Genomic DNA, 14106 nt, shown 5'->3' with positions numbered 1-14106 from the left:
CCTGTTTCTTTATGTTGCTTCAATAACTTCTGAATAAAGCTTTTAGCCACGTCAAATCTCTGGGCTAGTCCTCGAATGGAAATTTTTTCTTTCTTCCAGACATCGATAATTTTTTGGCGAAAATCTAGGGAATAGGGTCTCATAGGAAGCTGGTAAGTTCTATTATTTGTCTATTTGCTTTTCATTGTACCTCATAGCTCCAAGAATTGCTATATTTACCTCCTTATTCTCCCGAATTCTCTCCTATTGAAAACTTTTGGTCAAAAGTGAAAGCGATGTTAAGAAAACTGAAGGCGAGAACTTACAAAGACTTAATAGAAGGGATTGAATTGGCTATGTTACAAGTTACTCAAAAAGATATTCGCAATTGGTTTACTCACTGTTGCTATTGTACCTCATAAGTCAGAGAATTGCTATAAATTCCCGTATTCATAGCTATTATGACACTGAAAACGGTCAAAGAATCGAGAAAAAAAAAGAATTACCCAGTTTTAAGGCACTGGGTAAAGATGGTCTCTGTCGCTTGCTTTTTTACGAGACTAGACTTTTGTATCAACTTTTGACGGACAATTTAGTAAAGTGATGATGTTAAATGAGCCGATGAGTGATAGCAAATCGATCCCCTTGACCGAGAAAAAGCCAGATAATCCACCTTCTTGGAGTTTTTGGACGGTGTTTAGTTCCACCTTCCTAACCATATTTTTGGCTGAAATCGGCGATAAAACCCAATTAGCCACCCTTCTGATCAGTGCCGAATCCCGATCCCCCTGGGTGGTTTTTGCCGGGGCAGCCACCGCTTTAATCGCTACCAGTCTCCTCGGTGTCCTGATCGGTTATTGGATTGCCCGTCGTCTTTCCCCCAAAACTTTAGATATCGCTGTCGCTATCCTTCTTCTTTTGATCACCGGGTTACTGATCGGCGATATTCTCTAGGTCATCATTAATCAGTATTCGGGAGTCAAGAGCCAGGAGACAGGGTGATAGGGTTTTGGGCTTCGGCCGTGAGCTTTTGCCGAACGGGTGATAGGGTGATGAGACAGCTTCCCCACTTCCAATCACCCCAATCTCTAAAATAAATGTCTTGCATAATCAAGTTTTGGTAGTCCAAAAACGTCAAAAATAAGGATTAAGTGGCACAAAATCTCTAAATAGAGCATTTAATTGATTATTTTTCCTTCCTAATTCTCCTGACTACTGACTACTGGCGACTGACTCCTAACCAACCACGAAAATTTTTGATTTTTACAAGAGGTCTAATTTATGAATTGGCAATTATTCGGACTGACATTTATCACGGTTTTTTTGGCAGAAATCGGCGATAAAAGTCAGTTAGTAGCGATCGCTCTCGGTGGCAGTTCCAAATCCCCCAAAGCTGTCTTTTTTGGCTCAATTACCGCCTTAATCCTGACCAGTTTCTTAGGAGTCCTTGCGGGCGGCAGTATGGCGCAGTTATTCCCCGCTAAGATATTAAAAGCGATAGCGGGCATTGGTTTTGCTCTGCTTGCTGTCCGGCTGCTTTGGCCAGATTCGGATTGATAATTGGGTTTGGCTGAATATTACTGGAAGCCTTACTAGAAAACGGTTTTGGCACTTTTTCTAGGCAGGCGAGGCCATTGTGTTATTATAGCGTTTCCTGTTCGCAAGAGGTACATCATCAATGTTGAAAAGCTTAATTATCAAAGGTTTAATTGTGCCACACAGGTATGAGAAATGCTATATAAACCTCTTGCATAATTAATTTTTGAGTGTTCAAAAACGTCAAAAATAAGGATTAAATCGCATAAAATCTGTAAATAATAGACCATTTAATTGATGATTTTTCATTCTTAATTCTCCTGACTCCTGGCTACTGACTCCTGATAGCTAAATAACTGAGGCAAACTCCCTAAAAATAATTAATTTTTCCTAAAAAAGTAGCGAAAATTACAAAAAACATCTAAAAAGTAGCGAAAATTACAAAAAATCTGCTAACCTAGCCTTAATATCACACAGATATTCGTAGAAAAATTGCCGAAAATCTCCTCAGCAAAAACATCCGTGTGAAGTAGCTAATATTGTCAGCGAGGTTAGTTCAAGATCATCATGTCAAATTTAGGACGACGTAAATTTCTCCTGTACGGTTCTGCCGCTTTGGGAACCAGTATTCTGTTAAAAGCTTGCGGTGGCAATCAAAGCCAAACTCCGACGGCTAGTCCTAGCCCAGCTGCTAGTCCTGCTCCAGCTTCTGGAGAGACAATTAAGGTGGGTATTCTGCACTCCCTCAGTGGCACCATGGCCATCAGTGAAACCAGCGTAGTTGATGCGGAAAAACTGGCGATCGAGGAAATCAATGCCGCCGGTGGTGTTCTTGGTAAACAGATCGAGGCAGTGGTGGAGGATGGCGCTTCCGATTGGCCAACTTTTGCCGAAAAAGCCACCAAACTGATCGATCAGGACAAAGTTGCGACTGTCTTCGGTTGTTGGACTTCCGCCAGTCGTAAGGCGGTTTTACCCGTGTTTGAAGCCAAAAACCATATGCTCTGGTATCCCGTCCAGTACGAGGGTCAAGAGTGTTCTAGAAATATCTTCTACACCGGTGCCGCACCTAACCAGCAGATCGAGCCGGCAGTGACTTGGTTGCTGGAAAATAAAGGGAAAAAATTCTTCCTCGTCGGTTCCGATTACGTTTTTCCCCGCACCGCCAACACGATTATTAAAGAGCAGCTAAAAGCGAAAGGCGGCGAAACCGTGGGCGAAGACTATCTACCCCTAGGTAACACGGAAGTTACCCCGATTATCACCAAAATTAAGCAAGCTTTACCCGATGGCGGCGTTATTTTCAACACCCTCAACGGTGATAGTAACGTGGCTTTCTTTAAACAACTGCAAGCGGCTGGTTTAACTCCCGATAAATATCCAGTCATGTCGGTGAGTGTTGCTGAGGAAGAAGTTAAACAGATTGGTAAGGAATATCTCCTCGGTCAATACGCTTGTTGGAACTATTTCCAAACCGTAGATACCCCCGCTAACAAGAAATTTGTTGCGGCTTTTCGAGCTAAATATGGTGAGGATCGCGTCACTAACGACCCCATGGAAGCGGCCTACATCATGGTCTATCTCTGGAAGCAAGCGGTGGAAAAAGCGGCAACCGCCGATGATCTGGACAAAGTTCGCGCCGCAGCCGTAGGACAGAAATTCGATGCTCCCGAAGGACCGGTGGAAATGTTCCCCAATCATCATATCTCCAAAACCGTCCGCATTGGTCAGGTGAGAGATGATGGTCTATTTGACATCGTTTGGTCAACTCCGGGGGTAGTGGATCCGCAACCCTGGAACCAATTTGTCCCCGAAACTAAGGGCTTTGCCTGTGACTGGACGGATCCGGCTAAGGGCGGTAAGTTCAAAATGGAAAAATCCTAGTTTTAAGAATTTTTCCAGATAATAACGAGGGTGAGGTGGACATTAATGTTCACCCCCCTCTTTAAAACTTAAAAATGCACGGGAATAAGGAAAAGTGTCAGCATTATTAGAAGGATTGTTTAATGGTATTAGCATCGGTTCTGTGCTATTGCTGGCCGCTTTAGGACTGGCGATTGTCTTTGGACTGATGGGGGTGATTAATCTCGCTCACGGTGAGTTGATGATGTTAGGGGCCTACAGTACTTTTGTGGTGCAGAATGTCTTTAAAGGTTTCGGTTCTCCCTTCTTTGATACCTATGTTTTATTCGCCCTACCGATAGCTTTTTTAGTGTCGGGATTGGCTGGATTATTATTAGAAAGAGGGGTGATTAGGTTCCTCTACGGCAGACCCCTAGAAACGCTGCTGGCTACTTGGGGAGTCAGCTTAATTCTGCAGCAATTTGTCAGAAGTGTCAACGGATTATTAGTAATTAGTTTAATAGTTTTCTGTCTCTTATTTTTTGGGGCAATGACCCTGTTAACTCGTCGCTTAGATTGGGAGAGAATTCGCAATTTAGCTATCGGTGTCACCCTGCCTTTATCCCTAGCTATCGCTGGATTATTAGGCTATCTTTTATCTTTTAATCCCGTTCTCGCTCGACCCTGGTTTAGTGCCAGAAACGTCGATGTCACCGCTCCTGTTTGGTTACGAGGAGGTTTACCTTTACTGGGTTTTCAAATGCCCTATACCCGTATATTTATTATCATTTTAACTGCTATTTGTTTGTTAGGGACTTATTGGTTTTTAAATAAATCTTCTTGGGGTTTACGCATTCGTGCCGTCACCCAAAATCGCCAGATGAGTGCCTGTTTAGGCATTCCCACCAATCAAGTGGATGCTTTGACTTTTGCCCTCGGTTCGGGATTAGCTGGAGTTGCCGGTTGTGCGATTAGTTTCTTGGGTTCCGTCGGTCCAAATGTGGGACAAAATTATATTGTTGATACCTTCATGGTAGTGGTGGTGGGAGGAGTGGGTAATCTACTGGGAACTATTATCGCAGCCATGGCCATTGGTGTGGCTAATTATTTAATTGGTTCGGGAACTTTTGCCCTGATGTCCGGTTCCGTGGCAGCACTAAAACCCCTAACGGATTTCTTCGTCTTTTTCTCCACCACTAGCATGGCCAAAGTGATGATTTTTGCTTTAATTATTGCTTTCTTGCAATTCAAACCTGCGGGAATTTTTCCTCCTAAAGGACGTACTGCCGAGTTATAGATTATGATTACCGAAACCATCACTAGAAACGAATCCCGACAACGGGAGAAGAAAAAGTTAATCACGGAAATCGCTGTTATTGTTGGTTTAGTGGTCATCTTTGCGGTGTTGCTGCCCTTAGCTTTGTCGGCTTTCCGTTTGCGTTTATTGGGGCGATTTCTTTCCCTGGCTATTGTCGCTTTGGGGATAGATTTAATCTGGGGTTATACGGGTTTATTAAGTCTTGGTCATGGCATCTTTTTTGCCCTCGGTGGTTACTCTTTAGCCATGTACCTAAATCTTCAGTTACCACCCGGACAAATGCCCGAATTTTTTACTCTCTACGGGGTGACAGAATTACCTTTTATTTGGCAACCTTTTTATTCACTACCTTTGACAATTCTAGCCCTAATTATCGTACCAGCGATCGTGGCGGGATTGTTAGGTTATTTAATCTTCCGCAATCGCATTAAAGGGGTTTATTTCTCGATTTTGACCCAAGCGGCTTTACTGGTATTTTTTAACTTTTTTAACGGTCAACAAAAGTTAATTAACGGCACTAATGGCTTAAAAACCGATACCCAAACAATTTTCGGGTTGCTGGTGGGTTCTGATGCCGTTCAAGTGGCCTTTTATTTACTCACAATTGTCTGTTTACTGGCCATTTATCTCCTCTGTCGTTGGTTAACTACGGGCAGATTTGGGCGCTTATTAGTCGCCGTTCGCGATGATGAGGTGCGTGTCCGTTTTTCCGGTTATGATCCTACTTGGTTTAAGGTGTTAGTTTTTGCCATTTCTGGGGCAATTGCTGGTGTTGCCGGCGCTCTTTATACCGTGCAAACGGGAATTATCACTCCTAACTCTATGGATGTCGCTTTTTCCATTGAAATGGTGATTTGGGTGGCTGTGGGGGGACGTGCTACCCTTGTAGGGGCAGTTGTCGGTACTTTATTGGTACGCCTGGCCCAAACTTTTTTAAGCGAACAATTTCCAGAAGTCTGGGTATTTTTCCAAGGGGCCTTATTCCTAATTGTGGTGACAGTGCTTCCCGATGGTATTCTCGGTGGGATTAAACGTTTGCTGACTCATTTTGGTTTCCGCAAAACTTTAATTACCTATCCTAGTATTGAGGAAGATCCAGAAGTGCAACTGGAAAAAGAAGAATTAGAGCATAAGTGATCTTAGCTATCAGGAGTCAGGAGTCAGGAGACAGCTTTTTTCTCCCCTCTCCCTAATCCCCATCACACCATCACCCTATCACCCCTATTCCCTACATCCTCTTAGAAATTATGACTGGAAAAATCTTAGAAATCGAGAATCTCACCGTTAGTTTTGGGGGTTTTAAAGCTCTCAATAATCTTAATTTCAGTATGGATACGGGAGAATTGCGGGTGATTATCGGTCCTAATGGTGCGGGAAAAACCACGTTTTTAGATGTGATTACGGGGAAAGTGCAACCCACCATCGGACGGGTATTATTTAAAGGTCGAGATCTCCGCAAAATTCCCGAATATGCGATCGCTCGTTTAGGTATTGGTCGCAAATTCCAAACTCCCAGGGTATATTTAAATCTAACTGTCCGAGAAAATCTCGATTTAGTTAGTAATCGCAATAAAAATGTTTTCTCAACTCTTTTCGGTCGTCCTCCCCTAGAAGATAGCAGAAAAGTTATTGGTTTATTGGAAACTATCGGGTTAACTGCTAAAGCTGATTTATCCGCTTCTTTACTGTCCCACGGCGAAAAACAACGCTTAGAAATTGGCCAATTAGTGGCCCAGTCACCAGATTTACTGCTAGTAGATGAACCCGTAGCAGGATTAACCGATGAGGAAACGGAAAACGTGGGTAATTTGTTATTAAATCTAGCGGAAAGTCATTCAATTATTGTCATTGAACATGATATGGAATTCGTCCGTCAAATTGCCCGCAAAGTCACGGTTTTACATCAAGGAACTGTTCTCTGTGAGGGGAATATGGAGCAAATCCAAAATGATCCGAAAGTTATTGAAGTTTATCTAGGTTCCTCGGAAGAATAAGAAAGTAAAATGATTAAAATTAGTTAAAAAGGGTTGACAATGTTACACATATCTGATCTCAATGTTTACTACGGAGAAAGTCATATTTTAAGAAATGTTGATCTCAACATTAATGCGGGAGAAATGGTCTGTTTAATTGGACGTAATGGCGTGGGTAAAACTACCCTATTAAAAACCTTGATGGGTATCTTAAAACCGCGAGCGGGAGCAATTAGTTATGAGCAAGAAAACCTGATTAATAAAACCTCAGATCAAAGAGCCAGATTAGGACTGGGTTATGTGCCGCAGGGTAGGGATATTATTCCCCGTTTAACGGTAAAAGAAAATTTAATTCTCGGTTTAGAAGCTTTACCCACAAGGAGAAAAAATGCCACAATTCCCGAAGAAATCTTTGATTTATTTCCCGTTTTAAAAACCATGTTATCGCGGATGGGAGGAGATTTAAGCGGGGGACAACAACAGCAATTAGCCATCGCTCGCGCCTTAGTCGGAGAACCGAAATTATTAATTTTAGATGAACCCACGGAAGGAATTCAACCGTCAATTATTCTCGAAATTGAAGCGGCGGTGCGGCGTATTGTGGCCAGCAAAGGAATCGCCGTTTTATTAGTAGAACAACACCTGCATTTTGTCCGCCAAGCTGATCGATATTACGCCATGCAGAAAGGGGGAATTGTTGCTTCTGGTTTCACGAGCGAATTAAGTCAAGAAGTCATTCAGCGATTTTTGGCGGTTTAAACTTAACTTTTTCCTTGACATATGACTCAAATAGTCGTAATTGGTGGCGGGGCAGCGGGATTTTTTGGGGCAATTAAAGCGGCAGAATCTAACCCAAAAGCTGGCGTTACTATCCTAGAAGCGGCAAAAGAACCTCTGGCGAAAGTGCGGATTTCGGGAGGGGGACGCTGTAATGTAACCCATCATTGTTTTGATGTTTCCCAATTGGTTAATTATTATCCTCGCGGTGGCAAAGCACTACGGGGAGCTTTTAGTCGGTTTCAACCTCAAGATACTATTAAATGGTTTGAATTGCGGGGGGTAAAACTCAAAACAGAAGCGGATGGGCGAATGTTTCCCAGTACCGATAATTCTGAAACTATTGTTAATTGTCTGCGGGAAAGTGCGACTTTTGCTGGGGTTGATTTAAGGCTAAATTCCCCAGTTAAATCGGTAAAAAAACAGGAAGAAAGTTTTTTGATTGAATTAAAAAAAGATGAGCAAATTAGGGCAGACAAGCTGTTAATTGCTACGGGAAGTAGTCCTTTTGGTTATCGCACCGCTCAAGATTTAGGTCATTCTCTAGTCTCTCCCGTCCCCTCTTTATTTACCTTTCAAATTGCCGATCCTCGTCTGCAAGATTTGTTAGGGGTTACTGTGGATAAAGTGCGAGTTCGTCTTGGGGGGAGTAAATTAGAACAAATCGGATCTTTATTAATTACCCATTGGGGAGTCAGTGGACCGGCTATTTTAAAACTCTCTGCTTGGGGAGCGCGGGTACTTCACGAGCATCATTACCGAATGCCTTTAATAATTAATTGGTTAGGGGATTATCATCCTGAAAAATTGCGAGAAATTATCTTACAAACTAAAAGTGAATATCCCAAAAGAAAACTTTTTAATTATTGTCCTTTTGAACAGTTACCTAAGCGTCTTTGGCAGAGTTTATTAAGTTACTTGACTGTTAACTCGGAAACTCCCTGGACAGAATTATCTAAAAATACTCTCAATCGATTAATGATTGAATTACAGCAAGGGGAATATCAAATCAAAGGCAAAGGGGTGTTTAAGGAGGAATTTGTCACCTCTGGGGGAGTGAATCTTCAGGAAGTGGATTTTAAAACTATGGAAAGTAAAATCTGTGCGGGGTTATATTTTGCCGGGGAGGTACTAGATATCGATGCAGTCACGGGGGGATTTAATTTTCAAAGCGCTTGGACTACCGGTTATCTCGCCGGACAAGCTATGGGCAATAGATAGGGCTGGCTGAATAAATCTAAAAACCTTGTTATCTTTCGGCTTTTTTGAGATCAAAAAGTGCCAGCCCCCTGAAAATGGTTAAAACCCCACACCCTGCCCCCATGAGAAACTTTTTCAACCAACCCTAGGTAATAACCGTGGGTTGTTCCCGTCCGGTGGATTGACGAATTTGACCGATTTCTTCGGCTAAATCAATTAACGGCTGTAGGGCCTTTTGGGTGTCGATATCGTGTTTACTTGCGTCCGGTTCATAACTTTCTAGATAAACCCGGAGAGTTGCCCCTTTAGTTCCCGTACCCGAGAGACGGTAAATAATCCGAGAACCATCGGTAAAACCAATGCGAATCCCTTGATTTTTACTCACACTACCATCCACGGGATCGGTATAGCTAAAATCATCGGCATATTCCACTTCATAGTTACCAAATTGTTGACCCTTAAGGTCTAAAACCAGCTTCTGGAGACGTGCCATCATCTCTTTAGCCGGTTCTAAGGCGACTTCTTCATAATCATGGCGAGAATAGAAATTGCGGCCAAATTCTTGCCAATGACTGCGGACAATTGCCTCTACAGATTCCCCTTTAACTGCCAAAATATTTAACCAGAAAAGAACCGCCCATAAACCATCTTTTTCGCGAATATGATTGGAACCCGTGCCGAAACTTTCCTCCCCGCAAAGGGTTGCTTTCCCCGCATCCAACAAATTACCGAAGAATTTCCAACCGGTGGGAGTTTCATAACAGTCAATTCCCAGTTTAGCCGCTACGCGATCGGCCGCCGCACTGGTGGGCATCGATCGCGCCACTCCCGTGATACCATTTTGATAGCCTGGTACTAGATGAGCGTTGGCAGTTAGTACAGCTAAACTATCACTGGGGGTAACAAAAAAATTCTGACCGAGGATCATATTGCGATCGCCATCTCCATCGGAAGCAGCCCCAAAATCCGGGGCTTCTTGACCGAAGAGAATTTCTACCAGATCATGGGCATAGACTAGATTAGGATCGGGATGACCACCACCAAAGTCCTCTAGGGGAACACCATTTAATACTGTACCCTTGGGCGCGCCTAAACGCTGTTCAAATAGGGCATAAGCGTAGGGACCCGTCACCGCATGGAGAGAATCCATGCACATTTTAAACTTACCAGAAGTGAGTAGGGCCTGAATGCGATCGAAATCAAAAATCTTTTCCATCATTTTGACGTAGGGAGTAACCGCATCAATCACTTCCACATCCATAGTTCCCAGTTTAAAGGAACCGGGGCGATCGAGGTTAATATCGGCCCCTAAGAGGATTTTATAACTGCTAATCACCTTCGTCTCAGCATAAATTGCATCGGTGATATTTTCCGGGGCCGGTCCGCCGTTAGTAATATTGTACTTAATGCCAAAATCCCCCTCTGGACCGCCGGGGTTATGACTAGCGGAGAGAACAATACCGCCAAAAGCGTTATTTTCCCGAATTAACCCAGAAATAGCGGGAGTGGAGACAATACCATCGGTTCCCACGAGGATTCTACCGATACCGTTAGCGGCGGCGATTTTCAGGATAGTTTGAATAGCTTGACGGTTATAATAACGACCATCTCCACCGACAACTAGGGTTTGACCCTCGATACCGTCTAAAGTATTGAAGATAGCTTGAATAAAATTTTCCAGATAATGGGGTTGTTGAAAAACGGGAACGGATTTTCGCAGTCCGGAAGTCCCCGGTTTCTGGTCACTAAAGGGTTTTGTGGCAACGGTTTCAATCGTCATAGTCTTTTCTTGATGGGCTGACGCAATTGTAAACTTAAGTATATAGCAGTAGGTTGACAGCCAAGAAATCGGGTAATACTAAATCCGTTGAGTATAGGCTACATATTAGGATAGGCAATAGGCAAAAAGGCAATAGGCAAAAGGAGGAATAAATAATCAGTCTTTAATAACCGGATTTAGTATTAGCCGATAAATGAACTAGATTTGGGGGGTATAAACCCCCAATAATAGCCAATTTTAGCTATATCGCCTAATCAGCCCCTTCAATCGGTGCAAATCCCTGACGTTGAATATTCTCGCTGATGTGACGAGGTTCGAGGAATTGCAGCAGATAATCGGGACCCCCTGCTTTGGAACCTACCCCCGACATCTTGAAACCCCCGAAGGGTTGACGGGAGACAATCGCGCCGGTGATTCCCCGGTTAATATAGAGGTTTCCCACTTCAAATTCCTCCATAGCTCGGTTAATATGGGCAGGAGTGCGAGAATATAAGCCACCGGTTAAAGCATAGTCGGTTCCGTTAGCTACAGCTAAAGCTTCCTCGAAATTGCTCACTTTGATAATCGCCACCACTGGACCAAAAATCTCCTCCCTGGCAATCACCGCATCGGGGGGAACATTCTTAAAGACGGTGGGACTGACGAAGTAACCCACTTCTGGAATTGGCATCTCTAGGGCTAATTCTGCCTCTTTTTTGCCAGTTTCGATGTATTCCCGAATTCTTGCCTGAGCTTTCTCGTCGATAACCGGTCCTACTTCCGTACTCGGTAAATCCGTCGGCCCGATATTGAGGGACTTGGTAGCCTCAACAAAGCGATCCACAAAGCTATCATAGACGCTTTCCAGAACGATTATCCGCGAACAGGCCGAACATTTCTGGCCGGTGTAGCCAAAAGCCGACTTAACCGCACCGACAACGGCCTGATCTAAATCGGCACTCTCATCGACAATTAGGGCATTTTTGCCGCCCATTTCGGCGATAACTCGTTTTAGGTGTTTTTGACCCTTTTGCACGATAGAGGCATCTGTATAGATGCGACAGCCCACTTCTCGTGAACCGGTGAAGGCGATTAGGTGAACATCGGGATGGCTAACTAAATGCGCCCCCACCTGGGAACCTTTACCCGGGATATATTGGAAGACTCCGGCAGGAATACCAGCTTCTAGGAGAATCTCGGCAAATTTCGCCGTAATTACCGAAGAAGTCTCAGCCGGTTTCAATAGCGTGCAGTTACCTGCTACTAAAGCTGCTACTGTCATCCCAACTGCGATCGCTAGAGGGAAATTCCAGGGAGAAATCACTAAAGCAATACCCCGGGGTTGGTAGGAATAACGATTATTTTCGCCTGCTACGTCGAAATTATGCCCTAAATCCAGTCTTTCCATCTCGGAGGCGTAATAACGGCAAAAATCGATCGCTTCTGACACTTCTGGATCCGCCTGTTGGATAACTTTGCCCACTTCCAAACAAATCCAGGCCGATAACTCGTGTCGTCGCGCTTCCATCAAATCTGCCGCTTTTCGTAGTATTTCGGCTCTTTTAGCCACTGGGGTGCGTTTCCAAGCGGGAAAAGCCTGTTTAGCCGCTATGATCGCTTTTTCTGCCTGTTCCACCTCAATTAAGCCTACTTTTCCCACTATTTCCTGCGGGTTACAGGGATTAACGGAATTAATTTGAACATTGGTGGTGACGTATTCGCCATTAATTAGGGGTAAATAGGTCTTACCGAGGGAATTTTTGACAAAATTAAGGGCTTGATTGGCTTTATTTCTTAATTGCTCGTTGGCATAATCTGTATCGGGGGCATTGGGAAAACCGGGGATAATCGGGTTATCCTTGCCTAAAACCCGGGGGGCTGCGATTAAATCTTCCACGGGACGATCCTCCAAATTTTGCCGTAGGAAGGAACTATTAGCGGTATTTTCTAATAAACGGCGGATTAGGTAGGCCATACCGGGTAAAAGTTGTCCGTAGGGGGAATACACCCGCACCCGATGACCCCGCTTCACTAAGGCTTTGGCTAATTGGTCGCCCATGCCGTACAATACCTGCATTTCAAAGCGACGACGGGGAATTTGTAAACTTTCTGCGATCGCACAAGCCAGAGCTTGCGATCGCACGTTATGACTACCGATAGCAGCGTATAAATATTGATGATTTTCCAATAATAACCGTGTCATACGCTCATAATTGGCATCTGTGGCGGATTTTTCGTTATATACTGGCTGTGGCCAGTGATTTTGCCTAGATTTAATCGTTTCCTGATCCCAGTAAGCACCTTTGACTAGCCGGACAGTCAGGGGATAACCGCGCTTTTTAGCCCAATTAATTAAATCTTGTAAATCTTGGGCAGAATCTCTTAAATATGCCTGTAGGGTGATGCCAATATCGGTACGACTGCGAAATTCTTCTTCTAGGAGTAATTCTTTTAGGATAGCCAGGGTGAGGTTTTTATAAACGTACTGTTCCATATCAAAATGGACTGCTACCCCTAACTCCTGAGCGCGTCGCAACAGTAGGCGAATGCGATCGCAGACTTTCTCCTTACTGCCAATGGGATCTATGGGATCAAACTGAGAATAAAAGGCAGTTAGCTTGACAGAAACCTGCACTTGTGGTAGTAAGTCGCCGTCCGCTTCATCAATTTGGCTAACTTTATTCCATTTAGTCGCTTCTTGAGCCAAATGGGTCATTAAATCGAGATAACTTTCTAGATAAACTTGGGTTTCTGCTTCAGTAATTACCGCTTCACCGAGGAGATCTATAGTAAAAGCCATTTTTTCCTTGCGCAGACGGGTGACAGTGCGAGTAATTTGTCCTAGGTCTTCCCCGGCGATATACTTACGAGCTAAGGTTTCTACGGATTTACTGATCACACTGGCGGCCGTTTGAGCCGGCAGGGAGTTAGGATCACTAAAGTTGAGGATACTTTTCAGCGCACTGGGCAGTTCTACGGAGGCATCACCGAGGTATTGTTGGAGATGATTAGCGATCTCGGCATTACTGCGTAAAGCGGGTAAACAATCAATAAAACGGAATAATTGTACTCGTAAATTGGGGTTAGACATGGCCCAATCGAGTAATTTATCATCCCAACGCATTTGATCCTGTAAAGCAGACCAAAGACCTTTTTTTTCGCGAGTTTCGGCTAAAAGTTGTCTAGCGATCTCTTGGGTTTTGGTTTCGTAGTTTTGAGTTGAGTCGATTTGGATAACCACGGCGATTCAAATAAAAAAATTATCAATGGATTCAGCTTTCAGCAAGCTACCGTCAGCCTTCAGCCTAAAATTCAGTTTTTGAGCTTTTTCAGCTGATTGCCGCTCTTAATGGCTCTTTTCTCTGGTTTATATTCTTACCGAAGGACTAATCAAAGCTAATAGCCGATCACTTTTGCTGAACACTCTATTGTACTCGATCGAGTGGGGAAGTGGCACGGTTGGGGAATTGATCACTGATATAGCGTTTTTCAGTCTGCTGAGGTACAAAAGTTATGGGTTTTAGACAAAAGGCAACCGCCACCAGTGCCTTATCGCAACTCACTCCGGGTTGATGGCATCGCAACTTTTAGGCAAAAATGGGGCTTTTGCAGCCCAAAAAGCCTATATTTTGGCTATTTACCCCCAGTTGACCCCTGATTTTTGCAGCCGGTTGACTCTCATGGAGAACTGGTCACGGTTTCCTGATAGGATAAGGTGACTT

The 14106-nt window shown here is 43.9% G+C and carries 10 protein-coding genes and 2 pseudogenes; 9 read left to right on the top strand and 3 right to left on the bottom strand.

Annotated elements, in window-relative coordinates:
* Positions 1–143 (bottom strand): annotated as a pseudogene (locus MiAbW_RS04665) (IS630-like element ISMae26 family transposase); the annotation flags it as partial.
* A 63-nt stretch (positions 144–206) separates the two neighbouring features.
* On the opposite strand from MiAbW_RS04665, the pseudogene MiAbW_RS04660 reads away from it, so the two are divergent.
* The 9 genes and pseudogenes from MiAbW_RS04660 to MiAbW_RS04615 all read left to right on the top strand — a co-directional run.
* A pseudogene (locus tag MiAbW_RS04660) lies at positions 207–401 on the top strand (transposase); the annotation flags it as partial.
* Between the two features lie 199 nt (positions 402–600).
* Positions 601–933, top strand: a complete 333-nt coding sequence (locus MiAbW_RS04650; protein ID WP_151695127.1) for a TMEM165/GDT1 family protein — start codon at positions 601–603, stop codon at positions 931–933.
* Positions 934–1260: 327 nt separating this feature from the next.
* Positions 1261–1536, top strand: coding sequence for a TMEM165/GDT1 family protein (locus MiAbW_RS04645; protein ID WP_151695126.1), 276 nt, complete (start codon positions 1261–1263; stop codon positions 1534–1536).
* A 546-nt stretch (positions 1537–2082) separates the two neighbouring features.
* Positions 2083–3399, top strand: coding sequence for an urea ABC transporter substrate-binding protein (urtA, locus tag MiAbW_RS04640; RefSeq protein WP_151695125.1), 1317 nt, complete (start codon positions 2083–2085; stop codon positions 3397–3399).
* A 94-nt stretch (positions 3400–3493) separates the two neighbouring features.
* Positions 3494–4654 (top strand): ABC transporter permease subunit, encoded by a 1161-nt coding sequence (locus MiAbW_RS04635; protein ID WP_151695124.1) that lies wholly within the window; start codon positions 3494–3496, stop codon positions 4652–4654.
* A 3-nt stretch (positions 4655–4657) separates the two neighbouring features.
* On the top strand, positions 4658–5812 hold the full coding sequence (urtC, locus tag MiAbW_RS04630; protein ID WP_151695123.1) for an urea ABC transporter permease subunit UrtC: 1155 nt from the start codon (positions 4658–4660) through the stop codon (positions 5810–5812).
* A gap of 110 nt (positions 5813–5922) precedes the next feature.
* Positions 5923–6669 (top strand): urea ABC transporter ATP-binding protein UrtD, encoded by a 747-nt coding sequence (gene urtD / locus MiAbW_RS04625; RefSeq protein ID WP_002732385.1) that lies wholly within the window; start codon positions 5923–5925, stop codon positions 6667–6669.
* Positions 6670–6708: 39 nt separating this feature from the next.
* On the top strand, positions 6709–7407 hold the full coding sequence (urtE, locus tag MiAbW_RS04620; RefSeq protein WP_151695122.1) for an urea ABC transporter ATP-binding subunit UrtE: 699 nt from the start codon (positions 6709–6711) through the stop codon (positions 7405–7407).
* A gap of 21 nt (positions 7408–7428) precedes the next feature.
* Positions 7429–8646, top strand: coding sequence for an NAD(P)/FAD-dependent oxidoreductase (locus tag MiAbW_RS04615; RefSeq protein WP_151695121.1), 1218 nt, complete (start codon positions 7429–7431; stop codon positions 8644–8646).
* A 124-nt stretch (positions 8647–8770) separates the two neighbouring features.
* Here MiAbW_RS04615 and MiAbW_RS04610 read toward each other — a convergent pair whose 3' ends face one another.
* Complete coding sequence (locus MiAbW_RS04610; RefSeq protein ID WP_151695120.1) at positions 8771–10405, bottom strand: alpha-D-glucose phosphate-specific phosphoglucomutase; 1635 nt, start codon at positions 10403–10405, stop codon at positions 8771–8773.
* Positions 10406–10655: 250 nt separating this feature from the next.
* Positions 10656–13625 (bottom strand): L-glutamate gamma-semialdehyde dehydrogenase, encoded by a 2970-nt coding sequence (gene pruA / locus MiAbW_RS04605; protein ID WP_151695119.1) that lies wholly within the window; start codon positions 13623–13625, stop codon positions 10656–10658.
* Positions 13626–14106: the final 481 nt, after the last annotated feature.

The sequence above is a fragment of the Microcystis aeruginosa NIES-4325 genome (assembly GCF_008974145.1).
GTDB lineage: Bacteria > Cyanobacteriota > Cyanobacteriia > Cyanobacteriales > Microcystaceae > Microcystis > Microcystis aeruginosa_G.
This window is presented reverse-complemented; position numbering and strand designations above follow the sequence as displayed.